This window comes from Streptomyces flavochromogenes, from assembly GCF_000717595.1.
GTDB lineage: Bacteria > Actinomycetota > Actinomycetes > Streptomycetales > Streptomycetaceae > Streptomyces > Streptomyces flavochromogenes.
The window spans coordinates 1-18,864 of the sequence record NZ_JNZO01000015.1; the positions used below are offsets into that span (position 1 = coordinate 1).

The 18,864-nt window shown below is 71.5% G+C and carries 20 protein-coding genes; 9 read left to right on the forward strand and 11 right to left on the reverse strand.

What is annotated here, in order from left to right:
* Positions 1 to 137: 137 nt before the first annotated feature.
* From IF00_RS0119795 to IF00_RS0119825, 7 genes are all read right to left on the reverse strand, one after another.
* Positions 138 to 725: an Rv1733c family protein gene (locus IF00_RS0119795; protein ID WP_030319813.1), complete on the reverse strand. Its 588-nt coding sequence runs from the start codon at positions 723 to 725 to the stop codon at positions 138 to 140.
* 35 nt (positions 726 to 760) lie between these two features.
* Complete coding sequence (locus IF00_RS0119800; RefSeq protein WP_030319814.1) at positions 761 to 1,276, reverse strand: flavodoxin domain-containing protein; 516 nt, start codon at positions 1,274 to 1,276, stop codon at positions 761 to 763.
* Positions 1,273 to 1,734 carry an Hsp20/alpha crystallin family protein gene (locus IF00_RS0119805; RefSeq protein ID WP_030319816.1) on the reverse strand — a complete coding sequence of 154 codons (462 nt, stop codon included), beginning with the start codon at positions 1,732 to 1,734 and terminating at the stop codon, positions 1,273 to 1,275. Before IF00_RS0119805 ends, IF00_RS0119800 begins: the two co-directional genes overlap by 4 nt.
* A gap of 219 nt (positions 1,735 to 1,953) precedes the next feature.
* On the reverse strand, positions 1,954 to 2,367 hold the full coding sequence (locus IF00_RS0119810) for a CBS domain-containing protein (protein ID WP_030319818.1): 414 nt from the start codon (positions 2,365 to 2,367) through the stop codon (positions 1,954 to 1,956).
* Positions 2,368 to 2,510: 143 nt separating this feature from the next.
* A complete protein-coding gene (ppsA, locus tag IF00_RS0119815; RefSeq protein WP_030319819.1) occupies positions 2,511 to 4,913 on the reverse strand; it encodes a phosphoenolpyruvate synthase in 2,403 nt (800 codons plus the stop codon).
* Positions 4,914 to 4,940: 27 nt separating this feature from the next.
* Complete coding sequence (locus tag IF00_RS0119820; protein ID WP_063740670.1) at positions 4,941 to 6,050, reverse strand: universal stress protein; 1,110 nt, start codon at positions 6,048 to 6,050, stop codon at positions 4,941 to 4,943.
* Positions 6,047 to 6,952 carry a universal stress protein gene (locus tag IF00_RS0119825; protein ID WP_030319823.1) on the reverse strand — a complete coding sequence of 302 codons (906 nt, stop codon included), beginning with the start codon at positions 6,950 to 6,952 and terminating at the stop codon, positions 6,047 to 6,049. Before IF00_RS0119825 ends, IF00_RS0119820 begins: the two co-directional genes overlap by 4 nt.
* Before the next feature lie 230 nt (positions 6,953 to 7,182).
* On the opposite strand from IF00_RS0119825, the gene IF00_RS0119830 reads away from it, so the two are divergent.
* The gene (locus tag IF00_RS0119830) at positions 7,183 to 8,040 is read left to right on the forward strand and encodes a universal stress protein (protein WP_030319826.1); all 858 of its coding nucleotides are present in this window, start codon (positions 7,183 to 7,185) and stop codon (positions 8,038 to 8,040) included.
* 20 nt (positions 8,041 to 8,060) lie between these two features.
* Here the strand turns inward: IF00_RS0119830 and IF00_RS0119835 are convergent, their stop codons facing one another.
* From IF00_RS0119835 to IF00_RS48070, 4 genes are all read right to left on the reverse strand, one after another.
* Positions 8,061 to 8,786, reverse strand: a complete 726-nt coding sequence (locus IF00_RS0119835; RefSeq protein ID WP_030319827.1) for a hypothetical protein — start codon at positions 8,784 to 8,786, stop codon at positions 8,061 to 8,063.
* Positions 8,752 to 9,600, reverse strand: a complete 849-nt coding sequence (locus IF00_RS0119840; protein WP_063740671.1) for a pyridoxamine 5'-phosphate oxidase family protein — start codon at positions 9,598 to 9,600, stop codon at positions 8,752 to 8,754. Before IF00_RS0119840 ends, IF00_RS0119835 begins: the two co-directional genes overlap by 35 nt.
* Positions 9,600 to 10,499, reverse strand: coding sequence for a universal stress protein (locus IF00_RS0119845; RefSeq protein WP_037638686.1), 900 nt, complete (start codon positions 10,497 to 10,499; stop codon positions 9,600 to 9,602). The genes IF00_RS0119840 and IF00_RS0119845 overlap by 1 nt, the downstream gene beginning before the upstream one ends.
* Positions 10,500 to 10,631: 132 nt before the next feature.
* Positions 10,632 to 10,916 carry a DUF1918 domain-containing protein gene (locus tag IF00_RS48070; protein ID WP_051820496.1) on the reverse strand — a complete coding sequence of 95 codons (285 nt, stop codon included), beginning with the start codon at positions 10,914 to 10,916 and terminating at the stop codon, positions 10,632 to 10,634.
* A gap of 199 nt (positions 10,917 to 11,115) precedes the next feature.
* Between IF00_RS48070 and IF00_RS0119855 the strand changes: the two genes are divergently transcribed.
* From IF00_RS0119855 to IF00_RS0119890, 8 genes are read left to right on the forward strand one after another with little or no spacing between them, the layout of a single operon-like run.
* Entirely contained in the window at positions 11,116 to 11,793 is a 678-nt protein-coding gene (locus IF00_RS0119855; protein WP_030319834.1) for a CBS domain-containing protein, read from the forward strand.
* Positions 11,790 to 13,592 (forward strand): acetate--CoA ligase, encoded by a 1,803-nt coding sequence (acsA, locus tag IF00_RS0119860; protein ID WP_030319836.1) that lies wholly within the window; start codon positions 11,790 to 11,792, stop codon positions 13,590 to 13,592. Before IF00_RS0119855 ends, acsA begins: the two co-directional genes overlap by 4 nt.
* Positions 13,592 to 14,656 carry a pyruvate dehydrogenase (acetyl-transferring) E1 component subunit alpha gene (gene pdhA, locus IF00_RS0119865; RefSeq protein WP_245234585.1) on the forward strand — a complete coding sequence of 355 codons (1,065 nt, stop codon included), beginning with the start codon at positions 13,592 to 13,594 and terminating at the stop codon, positions 14,654 to 14,656. Before acsA ends, pdhA begins: the two co-directional genes overlap by 1 nt.
* Complete coding sequence (locus IF00_RS0119870; protein WP_030319839.1) at positions 14,653 to 15,663, forward strand: alpha-ketoacid dehydrogenase subunit beta; 1,011 nt, start codon at positions 14,653 to 14,655, stop codon at positions 15,661 to 15,663. The genes pdhA and IF00_RS0119870 overlap by 4 nt, the downstream gene beginning before the upstream one ends.
* A 1-nt stretch (position 15,664) precedes the next feature.
* Entirely contained in the window at positions 15,665 to 17,059 is a 1,395-nt protein-coding gene (locus tag IF00_RS0119875) for a 2-oxo acid dehydrogenase subunit E2 (RefSeq protein ID WP_030319841.1), read from the forward strand.
* Complete coding sequence (locus IF00_RS0119880; protein WP_030319842.1) at positions 17,056 to 17,325, forward strand: phosphopantetheine-binding protein; 270 nt, start codon at positions 17,056 to 17,058, stop codon at positions 17,323 to 17,325. The genes IF00_RS0119875 and IF00_RS0119880 overlap by 4 nt, the downstream gene beginning before the upstream one ends.
* Positions 17,325 to 18,005, forward strand: a complete 681-nt coding sequence (locus IF00_RS0119885; RefSeq protein ID WP_030319844.1) for a CBS domain-containing protein — start codon at positions 17,325 to 17,327, stop codon at positions 18,003 to 18,005. The genes IF00_RS0119880 and IF00_RS0119885 overlap by 1 nt, the downstream gene beginning before the upstream one ends.
* Entirely contained in the window at positions 18,002 to 18,859 is an 858-nt protein-coding gene (locus tag IF00_RS0119890) for a universal stress protein (RefSeq protein WP_030319846.1), read from the forward strand. The genes IF00_RS0119885 and IF00_RS0119890 overlap by 4 nt, the downstream gene beginning before the upstream one ends.
* Positions 18,860 to 18,864 lie beyond the last annotated feature (5 nt).

An 18,864-nucleotide genomic window follows, 5' to 3' on the forward strand; every position in this document is an offset into this window, starting at 1 on the left:
CGGCCTCGCGGGCAGAGAGACCGTCCGGGCCCGTGGCGAGTTCACGACGCAGCCGGGGCAGCGGTTCACTGGGGTCGAAGGGCAGCGCCTGGGGGGAGGAAGAGATCCGCTCCGGGCCGGCACGGCTGCCGGCACGGTCAGTCATCGCCGTCCCCCGCACCGCTGTCCCGGTGGAGTCGGCCGGACCACACGGGTTCCACCTGCTCCCACTCGTGTTCCCAGGCCGCGAGCCGGTGACCTTCGCTCCGCCGTCGTACGAGGAGGACCACGGCCGCGCCCGTCACCCCTGTGACGCCTGCCGCCGCCACTCCGCCCGACATCGAGGTCAGGGCGCGGTCGGCAGCACTGCCGGGCTGCCGGGCGGGGGATCCTGCGTCGTCCACCCAGATCGTCACGGCGTGCCCTTCCGGCGTCCGGGGCGGGACGCGAATGCTCCCGGACCGGCGGACGTGCTCGGGCTGTTCCCACACCGCCGGTGCGACGGCCTGCGGCTTCGTGCCGTACCGGGTGGCGGCGGACGGGTCCTTCGCCGGCCCGGTGGTGGTCGCGGTCACCTGATGCCGGTGAGCGGCGAGTTCACGGTCGGTCTCGGATCCCGCCGACCAGAGGCTCCCGGCGGCCACAGCACCGCAGATCACAGCGATCAGCAGGACGAAGACCAGGGCGGCGCGCCGTGCGGGTCTCCTGGGTGGGGGGGTCCCGCTCCCCGACTCCTGGTGGGGCATGCCGCACCTCCCGTTGGAGTGGCCTCGCCGACCTGTCAGAGGCCCTTCTCAGTGTGTGCGTCGATTTCCGTTCCGATGTGGTGGGCCCAGGCCCGGATCCGTTCCGGGTTGCGGAAGTCCCCGCCCTTGCCCCGGCTGACCATGTGCCGGGCGACCGGATCCGACGTCTCGGCGGTCACGGCGCCACCGAAGGTGATGTGCTCACGGGCACCGAGCTTCTTCATCCGCCGGGCGACTCCTCGTACGGGCGGGATGTCGTGCTGCTCCGCGGAACTGTCGACGGGACCACTGCTGAAGAGCCAGACGGGCCGCTGCCTGAGCTGTTCGGCGTTGCGCCGGGCGCACCGTCGTGCCTTGCCGGTCCAGTGCCCGGCGTAGAGGGCTCCGCCGAGGACGACTCCGTCGTAGCCGCTGACGTCGGTGACGGTGTCGGCCGGCAGGACGACGGCGTCGAAGCCGTCGTCCCGGAGCGTCTTGCCGATCTCTTCGGCGATTCCGGCGGTGGCGCCGGCCTTGCTGCCGTAGGCGACCAGGACACGTTTCGCGTTCATGACTCCGCTCCCTCGGCGGGTGCACCTGCCCGCTTCACCGGAATGGTCCGGACGGACGTCGTGTCCTCCTCGTCGGGCATCGGGATACGGACGGTGAGGATGCCGTCCGCGTACGACGCCTCGACGTCGTCGGCGGGGATGGTGGCCGGAAGGCGCACCGTCCTGCGGAAGGATCCGTAGCGGAACTCCGAGTGCTCCTTGTCCTCCGTGCTCTCACTGTGCTCCGCACTCACCGTGATGAGGTTGTCGTCGACCGTGATGCTGATGTCCCTGTCCGGGTCCATGCCCGGCAGTTCTGCCTTCAGCACGTACTCGCCGTCCCCGCCGGTCATCTCGACCGGGATCGAGTGGGCGGCGGAGCCGGGGCGCCAGCCCGGCAGTCCCGGGAACTCTCTGTTGAACCAGTCGTCGAAGTCGGGGAAGTGGCTGTGCCTGCGTTCCACCTTGCCTCCGGCCATTGCTCTGCTCCTCGTGTCGGGGCCCAGGACGGTCGTCGTGGACCCGAAGTAGGTGCGGACAGGCGGCGGATCGGGTTGCGGAGCCCGGTCCGACTCCGTACCCCACTCTTCCACCCGTGACGTCGCGTGGCGCAGTGTCCAAGGGGGCTGAAGGACAGGGCCGAACGGGCCGCACCTGGAGGGGACCGACCGGCCCATGGCGTCACGGCGCTGGTGCTGTCAGCGGCAGATCTTCTCGACGAAATGGCCCACCCGTTCCTCCGGCAGGTGCCGCGCCAGGTCCGCCTCACTGATCATGCCGACCAGGCGGTGGTCGTCGATCACGGGCACGCGGCGGATGCAGTGGTCCTGCATCGTGCGGAGCACCACTTCGCTGTCGGCGCCCGCGTCCACGGTGACCGGCTTGCCCTGGGCGAGGTCCCCGGCCGTCATCCGGTGGGGGTCCTTGCCCTTGGCGAGGCACTTCACCACGATGTCCCGATCGGTGATGATGCCGTGCAGCCGGTCGTCCGGCCCGCAGATGGGCAGCGCGCCGACATCCAGTTCGCTCATGCGGCGTGCGGCGTCCACGAGGTTCTCGTTCTCCTGCACGCAGCTCGCACCGGAGTGCATGATCTCCCTTGCGGTCTTCATGACCACGTCCTCCCTTTCGCTCCCTGCTCGTGATCCGGTGCCGATTCGCCGTCGGTTCAGACGATCAGCGTCGACACCCTGACGGTGTGAACCGGGCGCCAGAGACGTCCCATCGCCCCTTCCTGGGGCGGTTGATGGTTCCGTCACCCCATCCCTCGTCCGGTGCCGGTCTCGCGCGTCGTCTCCGCGCGGGCCACATGGCCTTTGACCACTGCGAAGCTGTCCGGCGCCACCGAGATCGAGTCGAGGCCCGCCTCGACCAGGATCGCGGTGAACGCCGGATCGTCGCTCGGCCGCTGGCCGCACAGCCCGACCGGCCGGCCCGCCGCGTGGGCTCGGACGGCGAGGGTCTGAATGCTGCGGACGACCGCGGGGTCCCGCTCGTCGAAGACATGGGCGAGGGCCTCGGAGTCGCGGTCGACGCCGAGGGTGAGCTGAGTGAGGTCGTTGCTGCCGATCGAGAATCCGTCGAAGCGTTCCGCGAACTCCCCGGCCAGGATGATGTTGGCCGGTATCTCCGCCATGACGTAGACCTGCAGCCCGTTCTCTCCGCGTACCAGTCCCTCGTCCGCCATCACCGCCAGCACGCGGTCGGCCTCGCCGAGGGTGCGGCAGAAGGGGATCATGACGATCACGTTCGTCAGTCCCATCCCGTCACGGACCCGGCGCAGTGCGCGGCATTCGAGGGCGAAGCCCGTGCGGTAGCCGTCGCTGTAGTACCGGCTCGCGCCGCGCCAGCCGATCATGGGGTTCGCCTCGTCCGGTTCGAAGGGCCGGCCGCCGAGGAGCTTGGCGTACTCGTTGGTCTTGAAGTCGCTGGTGCGCACGACGACGGGCGCCGGCCAGCGCGAGGCGGCGATCCGGGCGATGCCGTGGGCCAGCCGGTCGACGAAGTAGTCCCCTCGGTCGAGGTAGCCCTCGGTGAGCCGCTCGATGACATGCCGGTCGGGTGCGTCGAGTCGTTCCGGGTGCAGCAGGGCCATGGGGTGGACTTTCACCTGGTGGGCGACGATGAACTCGAGGCGCGCCAGTCCCACTCCGTCCGCGGGGAGCCGCCACCAGCGGAACGCGGCTGATGGATCTGCCAGGTTCAGCATCACCCGGGTTCGGGTGGCGGGCAGTTCCGTGAGGTCGGTCCGGGTCTCCTCGTACGGGAGCAGCCCTGGGTAGACACGTCCGCTCCCTCCCTCGGCGCAGGAGACCGTGACGGAATGCCCGTCACGCAGGATCCGTGTCCCGTTTCCGGTTCCGACGACGGCGGGGACGCCGAGTTCGCGGCTGACGATGGCTGCGTGCGAGGTGCGTCCCCCGTGGTCGGTGACGATGGCGGAGGCCCTCTTCATGACGGGTTCCCAGTCCGGGTCGGTGACGCCGGTGACGAGGACGCCGCCCTGGGGGAAGCGGTCGAGGTCGACGGGCGCGTCGAGCGCCACGACACGGCCCTGGCCGATGGCCTCGCCGACGGCGATGCCTTCGACGAGCGGCTCGCCGGGGGCGGCGGTGAGCCGGCGGCGGGTCAGGGTGGTGGTGCGTCGACGCGACTGGACCGTCTCCGGGCGGGCCTGGACGATCCAGAGCTCGCCGGTGAGGCCGTCCTTGGCCCATTCGATGTCCATGGGGCAGCCGTAGTGCTCCTCGACGGCCGCCGCCCATCCGGCGAGCGTGCGGATCTCCGCGTCGTCGAGGACCCGCTGGTTCCGCTCACCGTCGGGCGTGTCGACCGTACGGGTCAGCCCGGTGTCCGCGTACACGGCCTTCAGCCGCTTGGCTCCGATCCGCACGTCGATGACGGGGTCGAGCTCCGGGTCCTTCATGCTCGGCTTGAACACCGTGTACTCGTCCGGGTCGACCTGGCCGCTGACGACGGTCTCCCCCAGCCCCCAGGCGGCACTCACCACGATCACGTCCGGGAAGCCGCTCTCCGGGTCGAGAGTGAAGACGACCCCGGCGCCGGCGAGATCGGAGCGGACCATGGCCTGGACGCCGATGGACAAGGCGACGGCGAGGTGGTCGAAGCCCATCCGTTCCCGGTAGTCGATCGCCCGGTCGGTGAACAGAGAGGCGTAGCAGCGGGTGCACGCCTCAAGGAGCGCGTCGGCGCCGCTGACGTTCAGATACGTCTCCTGCTGCCCGGCGAAACTCGCTTCGGGCAGGTCCTCCGCCGTCGCGCTGCTGCGCACCGCCACCTCTGGCCACTCCCGGCCGATCTCCTCGGCCAGCCGTTCGTACGCCGCGAGCACGGCATCCCGCAGAGGCGCGGGCAACGGCTCCACGAGGAAGAGGGACCGGATGGCCGCGCCGACCTCATCGAGCGGGGCACCCTCATGCAGTCGGTCGATCTGTGCCTCCACGCGACGGCGGAGGTCTCGGGAACCGAGCAGTTCCTCGTACGCTTCGGCGGTGGTGGCGAATCCCGGAGGGACGCGGATGCCCGCGCCCCCGAGCCGGGTGGTCATCTCGCCCAGCGAGGCGTTCTTGCCACCCGCTCGGCCGACGTCGTGCCTCCCGAGTTCCGTGAACGGTACGACGTGTCGTATCGGTCCCATGGTCTCCTCCACAGCTCTCGGGCCTTCTCAGTACGGCAGGGGCCTGCCGGACGGCGTGCGCAGGTCGAGGGGAGCGGGCCCGCGGGGGCGGGCCGGCCGGGGGCTGATCCGGATGTGCTTCATGACGCTCACCTCTCCGCAGAACCGGCCGATGGACCGGGGGCGTCCTCTCGCCCCTGCGTCCCCGCGTGGAAGTGGTCGCGTCCCAGTTGCCGAGTGGGGCAGGCACGGGGCGTCGGCCGTGCCGGAACGGGACCGGTCGGCCCAAGACGGGTCGCCTGTCCGGCGCTCGCGCTGCGGGAGGGGGAAGGTGATCACCGGACACGGGGCACGGTGCAGCAGGCCGTGAACCGTCGAACCCAGCCGCATGCCGGAGTAGCCGCCACGGCCTCGGCGGCCGACCACGAGTGAGAGGGATTCCTGGGACGCCAGGGCGAGTTGTTCGACCGGGTGTCCCCTCAGGACCTCTTGGGAGACGCCGACATCGGGATATCTCTCCGCCCAGCCCGCCACCGATTCGGCGAGCAGCCGGCGCCGCTCGGCCAGACCCTCTTCACCGTCGTGGTGGGCGAAGGCGGGACGGGGCCAGTCCCAGACGGCCCGCAGCCGTGCCTCGCGCATGCTCACCTCCTCGACGGCGAAGGCGACGGCGGCCTGAGAGGACTCGCTTCCGTCCACGCCGACGACGAGGGTCGGTGGGTGCGCAGCGGTGTGCTCCGGTGCGCGGACCACGACGACGGGACAGTCCGTCCGTGCCGTGAGGGGGAGGGCCACGGAGCTCTCGCTGAACATCTCGGCCGCTCTGCCGAGACGACGCGAGCCCACGACGAGGAGTGCGGCGTGCGCCGCCATGTCGCGCAACACGGTCGCCGGCACACCGTTCACGCGCTCCGTCGCGATCCGCAGACCGCCGTGCAGGTACCGGACGAGGTGCTCCGCGTTGGCGATCGCCGACTCCGCGCGCATGCGCAGGGCACTCTGGCGGGCGAGCGCCTCGTACCGGAGTCCGTCGTGGGCGGGCGGTACGGCGACGAGCAGCCTGAGTACCAGTCCTCTTCGTACGGCTTCGTCGGCGGCCCAGACGAGAGCGGGCACCGACTGCTCCCGGGGCTCGACACCCAGCAGTATCTCGTTCACGTCTCCTCGACCCGGGTGGCGAAGGCAGGTGGGACGATCTCCACCGGGCAGTGGGCGTGGTGGAGCAGAGTGTGGGCGACTCGCCCCAGGGAGGGGCCTACGCCCAGGGCGCGGTGTTCTCTGCCCATCACCAGCAGATCGGTGTGGGCACTCGCCTCGACCAGGATCCCGGGCGTGCTCGTGCCCGTCTCGACGTGATGGCTGACGGTCAGGGTGGGGTAGAACTCCTGCGCGAGGTCGGCGAGCGCCTTGATCTCGTGCACGCGCTGCCGCGCGATCTCGTCGAGGTCGTCCAGCATCGTTGCGACGCTGCCGACATGGGTGAGCACGTTCCAGACGCTCACCAGCCGCAGTGCCGCCTTGCGGGCGTCGGCCTCGGCGGCGGCGACGAGCAGCCAGCCCCGATCCGAAGCACCGTGTACGGCTGCCGTCACCGAGCCCGACGCGGGACGGTCACCGTCACCACGGACCACGATGACGGGAACCTCGGCGCGGGCCGCCACACCCAGACCGACGGATCCGAGCATGAGGGCGGAGAATCCGCCGAGCCCCCGGTTGCCCACCACGATCGTGCCCCGGTGGCCGGCGGCCGCCCGGAGACCGGCGACCGGTTCCTGGCGGTCCAGCTCCTTCGTGACGGCGAGGTCCGGAAAGAGATCACGGACCGCGCTCGCGGTCTCGATCAGCAGGTCGCGACCCGCTTCGCGTACCGCCTGGATGGTCTCGGCGTTGGAGAAGATCGCCCGGCGGTCGGTGTCGGCGGCGTGGACGAGATGCAGTGGCCGTCCCCGTCGGTCCGCCTCCCCGGCGGCCCAGAGCACGGCCGCGCGCCCGGAGGGGGACCCGTCGACTCCTACAACGACGTTGCCGAGCTCCGGTCGGGCGGGGGTCTCGCTGGTCATGGCTCCTCCTCCGGGGAACACCCGAGGCTCGGGAGCGCGTCCCGAGGGGCGACATCTCCCACACTGGCACCGTGGTGGACCTCCTAGGGATGGGCCGTTCGGCCCCGATCGAGACCTGCCCGGCCCTGCTGCCGGAAGCGATGTGGCGCCAACCTGAGATGCGGGATGCCCTGTCCGATCCAGCCCCGGGACGGGGCGGGGCGGGCAGGAATCGACAAGGGAGGTGCGCCATGACAGCCCAGGTCACGGTAGGTCTGGACGGCTCCAACGAAAGCCTGGCAGCCGCCCGCTGGGCCGCGACGCAGGCGGTGCTGCGGGAAGTACCCCTCAGGCTGATGCACGTGGAGGAGTGGCCGAACACGCCGGACGTGCCCCTTGCCTATGCCCGCGCCCTGGACGAGCGGACCGAGAGGCTGATGCGAGACGTGACGGAACGGGCGCGGAAGGACCATCCCGACCTAGAGGTCGTCACGGAGCATGCGCGTGGCCGGGCAGCCGAGGAGCTGACGGCCGCCGCGAACGAGGCGGATCTGACGGTCCTCGGTTCGCGCGGACTCGGGGGCGTCCGCGGCTTCCTCGTCGGCTCGGTCTCCCTCGCCGTCGTCGGAGCGGCGCGACAGCCGGTCGTCCTCGTCCGCGCGAAGGACGAACGCGCAGGTCCCGGGGACGGCATCGTAGTGGGCGTCGACATCTACCACCCGTGCGAAGCCCTGCTCGCGTTCTCCTTCTCCGAAGCCGCCCGGAAGGGCACTCCGCTGCGGTTCCTCCACAGCTGGACACTTCCCGCTTCGTACGGCTACGCGGCCATCATGGACCCGGGGATCGGGGAGGAGCTCGGCAGCCACCTCCTCGGGGGTCTGGACGACCTGCTGGAGCCTTGGCGGAAGCGGTACGCGGGCGTGGAGGTGGAGGCCAAGCCGGTGGTGGGCTCGCCCGCCTACCAGCTGGTCGATGCGTCACAGACCGCGCAACTCGTCATCGTGGGGCGCCGGAGCCGGAACGTCCCCCTCGGTACGCACCTGGGCCATGTCGCCCACGCGGTGATCCACCACAGCCCCGCGCCCGTCGCCGTCGTCCCCCTGACGTGAGCGGGCGGCAGCGACTCGGCCTACGTCGACTGCAACGCGCGGACCCGGGCGCGGAAGACGCGCCAGCGTCGCTCGTTGTCGTGCACCAGCGTGGCCGACTCGGTCATGAGATCCGCCGCACGGTCCAGCAGCTCGGAAGCCGCATAGAGATAGGACGGCGCCGTCCGCACTCCGCCCAGGTCGGCACGGAGGGCCGCCGGAGCGAAGTCGACGCGGGCCAGCAGGTCGAGAGCGCGTCGCAGCAGCCGCGCGACCAGAACCTGCAGGCCCGCCGACTGCCAGTCGTTGGCGATGATGCGGTGCCGCTCCCCGAGCAGGTCGGCCAGCGCGGGATAGGCAGCCAGGCCCCCTGCCATCTCCCACGCCCGCGCCATCGCCCCGGTCAGCCAGACACCCGTCTGCTCAAGGTCATCCGCCAGCAGCGCGACCTCACGCCTCAGCCTCTGGACTTCGGCCGGCTCGCCCTCCCCCTCCATGAAGAGAATCCCCGACTCCGCGGTGAGCCCGGGGGCATTCAGGTCCTCCGTGCCGGCGAAAGCGATCGTCGAAGGCTGCTCATTCACATCGATCACGCTCCACCGGTCGGCCAGCGCCTTCAGCGCCCGCGACCGTGCCTGCAGGTCACCGGCCTGCCGCAACGGGGCCTGTGAGTAGTACTCCTCATGCTCACGATGGAACCGCGCCAGATTCTCGATCAACCGCAACAGCGATTCAGGAGGGCTGATCTGCGTCTCGTCCTCGGCCATTCCGGCAGTGTGCACCAAGTCCGCCGCGCACGGCGTCCGGGCGCGCCCGCCGCAGCCGACGCGAGCCTGCGAACCACTCTCGGAGATCACGCTCAGGGGTGCCCCCTTGGTCAGCAGCCCCCGACGGCGCGCCCGGCGCGCCTGGCACCTGGATGCGCCGTCCGGTCACTCGGCGCGGTGAGAGGGTCACCACGGTGTCCCGCCCGTCCCCGGCCCACGGCTCCGAGTGGACGGCCTCCTTGATCCTCCGTACCGAGGTCTCGTCCGACACCGTTCGTGCCGGACCGACAAGGAGCACGCTCCAGCCCTGGCGGAAGGCCTCGTCCAGGTGGTCCTCCTCGAAGGCGACCTCCACGCCGGACGTCGAGGCGCGCGCGAGGGGCGATTCCGCAGCGGTCATGAAGACGATGTCCCCGTCGACGACCTGGTAGTTCACGGGGATCACCATCAGCCCCTCGCGTCCTTCGACGGCCACCCTGCCGATGCCGTGGCCGTCGAGCAGCTCCCAGCACTCGGCTTCGCCCATGTCCTCCATCCGTGCCCCGTACCCGGCGCGCGCTCCTCCGGGCGGGAGGTCCGCCGAGTACCCGGTGAGTTCCTGGACCGTGGTCTCCAGAGCGTTCGCAAGCCGGACCAGGAACTCGATCCGCGGGGTGGCCACCTGCTCCTCCACGTAGGCGATGTAGCCGGGCGTGGAGCCGGCCCGTTCGGCCACGTCCTCCCAGGACAGGCCGAGCCGGCTGCGCCTGGACGCGACGCGGCGGCCGAGGTCGCTCCTGGGGTGCGAGGAGTGCGGCTCACCAGGCGTGTTCATCACTGGTCTCCCTCCGTGGTCACGGGGCGCAGCTGGGGTACGACGGCGACCGGACACGAGGCGTGGTGCAGGGCGCGGTGGGCGACCCTGCCGAGCTCCAGGCCGACGAGCCCGTCCCGGCGTCGGGCGCCGACGACCAGCAGGTCGGCGGCGGCGGAGCGCTCGGTCAGCATCTTGTGGGCGGGGCCCTCGACCGAGCTCCTGCGCAGGCGCGCCTGGGGGTGTTCGGCCGCCGCGGCCTCGATGGCCTTGTCGAGCAGTTCGGAGGCCCCTTCGGTGAAGTAGGCCGCGCCGGCGCGCCTCATCAGCAGGTGGTCGGCCGGTTCATGGGCCGGTCGTCGCCAGGTGCGGACGATGTCGAGTTCCGCGTTCCGAGCGGCCGCCTCACGGAAGGCGAACCGCACGGCCGGCGAGTCCAGGTCGTGCTCTCCCACGCCGAGCAGAACGCGCCCGTGGCGTGCCTCCAGGGCCTGCCGGTCCCCACGGACGACGATGACCGGGCAGGGGGCTCGGGCTGCCGCGATGAGGCTGACGGAGCCGAGCAGAAGGTCGGCGAGCTCGCCGCGCCCCCGTGACCCGACGACGAGGATCGTGCCCTCCCGCCCCTGCCTGAGCAGCGCACTGGACGCGTCTTCGGCGAGGACGTCCGTAGTGAGGGGGAGGTCGGGTGCACGACGGCGGGCGCGTTCGGCTGCGGTGCCGGCGATGTTCTCGGCGAGGACCTGGCCCGAGGGTCGGTCCGTGGTCCAGGCCGGCACGACTCCCTCGTACCGCTCCCACATCGAGGCATGGACGATGCGCAGGGGAAACGCGTGCCGTACCGCTTCGTCGACGGCCCAGTCCAGGGCCGTGAGACTGGCGTCGGACCCGTCTACTCCCACCACCAGGCGCGATTCCATCGTGCCCACCGCCTTTCCGGGTCGTGAGGTGGCCTGCTGCCACGCTCGCATCGGGCGGAAGTGACCGGATAGGGCCGGTCGGTCCCGGGCGCGGCCCGCCCGGACCAGGTGTGGTGGCTGCGACGGCGGAGTTCACGACCGCCCAGCGGCCCTCCCGGGACCGGTCTCTGTCGTGCCGTGCGGCGGAAAGTGCTGGACGCGCGCGTCCGGGCCCGGGAACACCTCGGTGACCCTGCCCGTGTCCGACCACCGGACGTCGAAGGGCGGAGTGCCGTCCGGATGGTGGAGCCCGACGATCTCGCCGTCACGCCCCTCGTCCCCGACCGTGGCGCCACCCACGATCAGCCGGTCGCCGACGCGAGCCCACAACCCGGCGCGGGGCTTCTCCTGACCTTGCCGTGCTCCGGTCGCGGTCATGGTCCTCGCCTCCCGGCACGAGCGCCCGGCCTCGGTCCTCCCGGGACGGGCTCGCTCGCCTTCTCCACCGTGCGTCCCGGCCGGCCGGGAGCCATAGGGGCCGAACGTCCCGGAAGGGGGCCATTCGGCACTGCCCCGGGTGGGCTGCGCGCAGCAGAGTGAGAACTGGGGCGGCCGCGTCCCCTGAAGGAGGACCGTCATGCAGCACCGTACGGTTTTCGAGGTGATGACCCACGATGTGATCACCGCAGCCCCAGAGACCCCGTTCAAGGAGATCGCCCGGCTCTTCGCCGACCGCGACGTCTCGGCGGTCCCGGTCGTCGACGCCGACCGACGCCTGCTCGGTGTGGTGTCGGAGGCCGACCTGCTGCGTTCCACCGCCGAGCTCCCCGACCTGGAGGGCCGCTGGGCGGGTGTCCGGCTGCTGTCCCAGGAGCGAGGGATGCCCGACGCGGAGACGGCCGCCCAGCTGATGACCTCGCCGGCCGTCACGGCACAGGCGAACTGGAATCTCGTCGAGACGGCCCGGACGATGCAGCGCAAGGCTGTGAAGAGACTGCCCGTGACCGACGAGACCGGTCGACTCGTCGGGATCATCAGCCGCAGCGACCTGCTGCGGCCCTTCCTGCGCGGTGACACCGCGATCCGTGACGAGATCGAGCACGACGTCCTGGCCGATACTCTGCGCTTCGCCCCCGACACGATCCGCGTGACGGTCGACGACGGAGTCGTCAGGCTGACGGGCCGGGTCGCCGAGCGGGCCGACATCCGCGTGATCGTGCGGCTCTGCCGTTCGGTCGACGGAGTCGTCGCCCTGCACGAATCGATCGAGTACGCCTATGACAACCTCGCGCTCGACGTGGAGCCACCGCGATGAACGCCCTGTGGGTGGCACCGGTCATGCCCGACTACGACAGCGCCCGGGCCGTCTTCTCCTGGCGACGGGAGCGGTCCCGGCTCGCCGGGCTGCCGGACGGCGGCATCAACATGGGGTACGAGGCGGTCGACCGACACCTGCGCGAGGGCCACGGCGAACGGGTCGCGTTGCGCTGCATCGCGCGCGACGGATCCGTCCGGACGGTCAGCTTCGCCGGGCTCGCGGCCGAGAGCTCACGTTTCGCGCACGTGCTGGAGACGCTCGGCCTGGAACGCGGCGAGCGGGTCTTCACCCTCCTCGGCCGCCGGTTCGAGCTGTACAGCACCGTCCTCGGAACGCTGCGGGCCGGCCGAGTCGTGTGTCCCCTGTTCAGCGCCTTCGGGCCCGAACCCGTCGCACTGCGCTTGGAGCTGGGCAACGCCCGGGCGCTGGTCACGACCCGCGAGCTGTACGAACGCAAGGTGGCCCCCGTACGGCCCCGCCTCCCGCACCTGCGGCACGTCCTGCTTCTCGACCCCGGTGCCGACCCGCCCCCGGACACCCTCTCCTACCCCGCCCTCACGGCCGCCGCGCCGGACGCGTACACAGTCGGCCCGACCGAGCCGGCGGAACCGGCACTGCTGCACTTCACCAGCGGCACGACAGGCACCCCCAAAGGCGCGGTACACGTGCACGAGGCGGTCCTCGCCCATCACGTCACCGCCGCCTACGCCCTGGACCTGCACGAGGGCGACGTCTTCTGGTGCACCGCGGACCCCGGCTGGGTCACCGGCATGTCGTACGGCATCATCGCCCCCCTCACCCACGGGGTGACGACCGTCGTCGACGAAGGGGACTTCGCCCCGAAGCGCTGGTACCGCATCCTCGCCGACCAGCACGTCACCGTCTGGTACACCGCGCCCACCGCGCTGCGCATGCTCATGCGGGCCGCGCCACGCGGAGGCGAGCCGACGCCCGCCGCGCGCCATGACCTCTCCGCGCTCCGGTTCGTCGCGAGCGTCGGGGAGCCGTTGAACCCAGAGGCCGTGCACTGGGGCCGAGAGGCGCTCGGGCTGCCCGTCCACGACACCTGGTGGCAGACCGAGACCGGTGCCATCATGATCGCCAACTTCGCGGCCGATCCCGTGCGGCCCGGTTCGATGGGCCGGCCCCTTCCCGGTGTCGAGGCCGCCGTCCTGGCCTGCGGCGAGGACGGCCGGGCCGCGATCACCGGCGGGCGGGTCCACGTACTCCGGGAACCGGGTGCCCAGGGCGAGCTCGCCCTGCGGGCGGGCTGGCCGTCGATGTTCCGGGCCTACCTGCACGAGCCGCACCGTTACGAGGCGTGCTTCGCCGACGGCTGGTATCTGACCGGCGACCTCGCCAGCCGCGACACCGGCGGCTGGTACTGGTTCGTCGGTCGCGTCGACGATGTCATCAAGTCCGCGGGGCACCTCATCGGACCCTTCGAGGTGGAAAGCGCGCTCATGGAGCATCCGGCCGTCGCCGAGGCCGGTGTCATCGGACGCCCTGACCCACTGGCCGGCGCGATCGTCAAGGCGTTCGTGCTGCCGCGTCCCGAGTATCCGCCCGACCCCGAACTGCGGCGCGACGTGATGGCGTTCGCCCGCCGACGCCTCGGACCGGCCGTCGCCCCCCGGGACATCGAGTTCGTCGAAGGCCTCCCCCACACCCGCAGCGGAAAGGTGATGCGCCGCCTGCTGCGAGCCCGCGAACTGGGCCTGCCCGAGGGCGACGTGTCGACTCTGGAGACACCCGGCCCGGCCGGGACGGCCGGGCTCTCCGAGAAGGAGCCGTGATGGCCACCGCACACGGCGGAACGTCCGCCGGACCACCCAAGGCGAAGCGCCCCCGTCGCGCACATGGACCCACCACGCCCTCCCGCACACCTGCGGCGACCCACGACCTGGACCTGCTGCGGCAGATGCTGCTCATCCGGCGGTTCGAGGAACGATGCGTCGAGCTGTACAGCGCGGCGGCGATCCGGGGCTTCGTCCACCTCTACATCGGCGAGGAGGCGGTGGCGGTCGGCGTCCACCAGGCTCTCGACGAGCGGGACGCGGTCGTCTCCACCTACCGCGAACACGGCCACGCCCTGGCCCGTGGGATACCGCCCGAGGCCGTGATGGCGGAGATGTACGGGAAGACCACCGGATGCAGCCACGGCCGCGGCGGGTCCATGCACCTGTTCGACGCCGATCGCCGCTTCTACGGCGGCAACGCGATCGTGGGCGGCGGACTGCCGCTCGCGGCGGGCCTGGCGCTCGCCGACCGGTTGCGCGGCGAGTCCCGGGTCACCTGCTGCTTCTTCGGTGACGGGGCCTTCGCCGAGGGCGAGTTCCACGAGACCGCCAATCTGGCGGCGCTCTGGGGACTGCCCGTGCTCTTCGTCTGCGAGAACAACCTGTACGCGATGGGAACGGCTCTCGCCCGCGAACACGCCCAGACGGACCTGGCGATGCGGGCGGCGTCGTACGGCATGGCGGCCTGGGCCGTCGACGGCATGGACGTGCACGCCGTGGAGAAGGCGGCGCGCGGGGCGATCGAGTCCATGCGCGCCGGTAGCGGACCGCACTTCCTGGAGATGCGGACGTACCGGTTCCGCGCGCACTCCATGTACGACCCGGACCGGTACCGGCCGAAGGACGAGGTCGAGGGGTGGAAGCGGCACGACCCCGTCACCGGCCTCGCCGACGGCATGCGTACGGCCGGAGTCCTCGACGCCGCCGCGCTGGACGACTTGGAGCACCAGGTCAGCGCGGAGATCGACCACGCCGTCCGGGCGGCGGAACAGGCCCCCGAGGAGCCTGCCGAGGATCTGCTGCTCCATGTCACGGGCCGACCCGAGGAGGCTGAGGCATGAGCACACGTACACGTCCGCGGGCGCATCCCGACGACGACACCACCACGTACAGGGAGGCCCTGCGCGCGGGACTGCGCGATGCCCTTGCCTCGGACGACCGGGTGTTCCTGATGGGTGAGGACGTGGGTCGCTACGGCGGATGCTTCGGGGTGAGCCTCGGTCTCCTGGAAGAGTTCGGACCCGATCGTGTCCGGGACACGCCTCTCTCGGAGTCCGCGTTCGTCGGAGCCGGGATCGGCGCCGCCCTGGCCGGGATGCGGCCCGTCGTCGAGATCATGACGGTCAACTTCAGCCTGCTGGCCCTCGACCAGATCCTCAACAACGCCGCCACCCTGCGGCACATGTCCGGCGGGCAGCTCGGCGTGCCGTTGGTGATCCGTATGACGACGGGTGCGGGACGCCAGCTGGCCGCCCAGCACTCCCACAGTCTCGAAGGCTGGTACGCGCACGTCCCGGGCCTGCGCGTCCTGGCGCCGGCCACGGTCGACGACGCCCGCCACATGCTGTCCGCGGCGCTGGCCGACCCTGATCCGGTCATGTTCTTCGAGCACGGCAGCCTCTACAACGCGGCCGGAACGCTCGACCCGGCGATCCATCAGGTCGACCTGGACCGCGCGGCCGTCCGCCGCGAGGGCACCGATGTCACGGTCGTCGCGTACGGCGGTTGCGTGTCCAAGGCCCTCGAAGCCGCTGAGGAACTGGCGGGCGAGGGGATCAGCGCGGAGGTCGTCGACCTGCGCACGCTGCGGCCCCTGGACGACGCCACGTTCGTCGGCTCGGTCCGGCGGACCCACCGGGCCGTCGTGGTCGACGAGGGCTGGCGCAGCGGCAGTCTGTCCGCCGAGATCGAGTCGCGCATCTGCGAGCAGGCGTTCTTCGAACTCGACGCGCCCGTCGAGCGGGTGTGCAGCGCAGAGGTCCCCATCCCCTACGCCCGCCGGCTGGAGGAGGCGGCACTCCCCCAGCCGGCCGGAATCGTGGCGGCGGCACGCCGGGTGGGGAGCTGAGATGGCCGAGTTCACGATGCCGTCGCTCGGCGCCGACATGGACGAGGGCACGCTCTCCCAGTGGCTGGTGCACCCCGGCGACCAGGTGGCGCGGGGCGACGTCGTCGCGGTGGTCGAGACCGACAAGTCCGCGATCGAGGTGGAGTGCTTCGAGAGCGGTACGGTCGACACCCTCCTCGTCGACGAGGGCACCACCGTCCCTGTGGGCACCCCGCTGGCACGTATCGGCACGACCGCCGGGAGCGAACCCACCGCGGACCGGCCCCCGTCGACGCCCCTGGTCCGCCGACTCGCCCAGGACCGGCACGTCGACCTCGCCGCCGTCCATGGTTCGGGCCCGGGAGGCAGAATCACCCGTGCGGACGTGGAGCACGCGGAACCAGCACCAGCACCAGCACCAGCACACGACAGGACCGCCGGCCCGGCAGAGTCCACTCGCACCGCGACCGGGCGACAGCCGGGCACGGAACCGGCGCGACAGAAGCGGAACGATTCCCGGCCCCAGGAGAGGACCGCGCCGGCGACAGGGCCGCCGGGGCCGGTAGCCGGCGTCGACTCGGCCGGGGAGCGTCAGGCTCCGCGGCGCGTGAGGTCCTCACCGCTCGCTCGGCGCCTGGCCACGGAACTCGGCGTCGACCTCGCCGAGGTGACCGGCACGGGTCGCGGCGGCGCCGTCCGTGCGGACGACGTCCGTTCCGCCGCGGCCGCCGAGGGCGCACCGCGGCCGGCCGTCCCGAATGCGGCACGGGCGGCGACCGCTCGGCTCATGAGCCGGTCCAAACGCGAGATCCCGCACTTCTACCTCTCCACGACCGTGGACATGGCAGCGGCCCTGGAGTGGATGCGCGCCCGCAACCGCGAACTTCCGTTGTCCACAGGCCTGGTGCCCGCAGCACTCCTGTTGAAGGCCGTCGCGCTGGCGGCGCGGAAGGTGCCCGAGCTCAACGGGCACTGGGTCGACGACGGCTTCGTCCCGGCAGAGGAGGTACGGCTGGGTGTCGCCGTCTCTCTGCGGGGCGGTGGTCTTGCCGCCCCGTCCCTCGCCCATGCCGACACGCTCTCCGTGGACGAGGTGATGGCCGCGCTCAAGGACCTGGTGGGGCGGGCACGGGGCGGACGGCTCCGGGCGTCCGAGACCGCCGACCCCAGTCTCACCGTCACGAACCTCGGCGAGCAAGGCGTCGAGGCCGTGTTCGGCGTCGTCTACCCGCCGCAGGTCGCGCTCGTCGGCCTCGGCCGGATCGTCGAGCGGCCGGTGGCCGTGGACGGCCTGCTGGGAGTACGCCCCGTGGTGACGGCGACGCTGTCCGCCGATCACCGAGCCGCCGACGGCGCCACCGGCGCACGCCTCCTGAGCACCATGGACCGGGTCCTGCAACAACCGGAGGAACTGTGAACCACGACCAGGCGAAGGCGTTCGTCCGGCAAGCCGTGCAGCGGGTCGTCCCCGACGCCGACTTCACCGGCCTCGATCCCGGCGTGTCCCTGCGGGACACGTTCGAGATGGATTCGCTGGACTTCCTCGAGTTCGTCGAAGCCCTCGCCGAACGCAGCGGTACGGAACTCACCGAGGACGACTATCCGGCCCTCGACACCTGGGACGGCTGCGCCGCTCGCCTGGTGGCCGAGGCCGGTGCGTCCGCACAGGGAAGGAGCGGATGATGCGTCACCGCAGGATCGACCGGCTGATGACCCGTGAGGTGGTGAGCGTCCGAGGCGACACTCCGTTCAAGGAGATCGTCCGCACGCTCTCGGAGCACCAGGTGACGGCCGTACCCGTGGTGGACGGCGACGGCCGGGTCGTCGGGGTGGTGTCGGAGGGCGATCTGCTGCGCAAGACCGCCGACCAGGCCGCCGCACCGAGTGGGATGCCGGCCGTTCCGGACCTGGAGACGTGGGAGGAGGCGAAGGCCGAGGGAACTCGGGCCGAGGAACTGATGTCGGCCCCCGCGGTGTGCGCCCGCCCGGACTGGACCGTGGCCGAGGCGGCACGGCTCATGGAGGTCCAGGGAGTCAAGCGGCTCGTCGTCGTCGACGGCGACGATCACCTGCTGGGCATCGTGAGCCGTCGTGACCTGTTGGCCGTCTACCTCCGCGAGGACGACGACATTCGCCGGGAGATCGTCGAGGACGTTCTCGGTGACACATTGCGTCTCGAACCGACCGCCCTTGCCGTCGAGGTGCACGACGGGCGGGTGGAGCTCGGCGGGAGGCTGCCTTTCCGGGGCATGGCGCCGGCGATCGAGCGTATGTGCGCCGCGGTGGACGGCGTGGTCTCGGTCTCCCCCACCCGTCTCACGTACGACGTCGACGACACCGAACGAGGAGGTGGACGGTCATGACGCGGAGCATCGTGGTCGGCCTGGACGGCACGGAACAAGCGAAGGCAGCCGCGGAGTGGGCGGCCGAGGAGGCGCTGCTGCGCGGCACGGACGTGCGTCTGGTGTACGCGAGGGAACCAGTGCCGGAGGCCGCTCTGTCGCTCGTGGAAGGGGAGTCCGAGGAGCCGTGGGCCAGGGCGATGATGGCGCGCACCGCCGGTGAGCTGCGTGAGCGCCATCCCGGACTGCCGGTGACCTCGCAGGTGCTGGCCTCGGGGCCCGTTCCGGGTCTCGTCGACGCGGCCGAGGAGAGCGAGCTGCTGGTCCTCGGCTCACGGGCGCTGGGCAGCGTGGCCGGATACCTGCTCGGCTCGGTCGGCCTGACGGTCGCAGGTCTCGTCGAGCGTCCCGTCGTGCTCGTACGGGCCGTGAGCGCGGACAGTGCTCCACGGGGCCCCGTCGTGGTCGGGGCCGACGTGCGACAGCCCGTGGACTCCGTGCTGGGCTTCGCCTTCGAGGAAGCCGCGCGACGGCACACCCCGGTCCTCGTCGTGTACGTACAGCAGCTCCCGCTGCACGCGGGAATGGGGCCCGCGATGGTCCCGGACTTCCGGCTTTCCATGGTGCCCGAGATCGCGCGTTCGGTGGAGGTCATGCTGGAACCCTGGCGGGCGAAGTACGCCGACGTCGAGGCGGCCGCCCGCGTAGCGGTCGGATCAGCCGGACTCGAACTAGTGGCGACCGCCCGCGAAGCCTCCCTCGTGGTGGTGGGCCGGCGTACCCGCCGTTCGACGCTCGGCGCGCGCATCGGCAGCGTGGCCCACGCCGTCCTGCACCACAGCCCGGTGCCCGTGGCCCTCGTTCCCCACGACTGATCGGT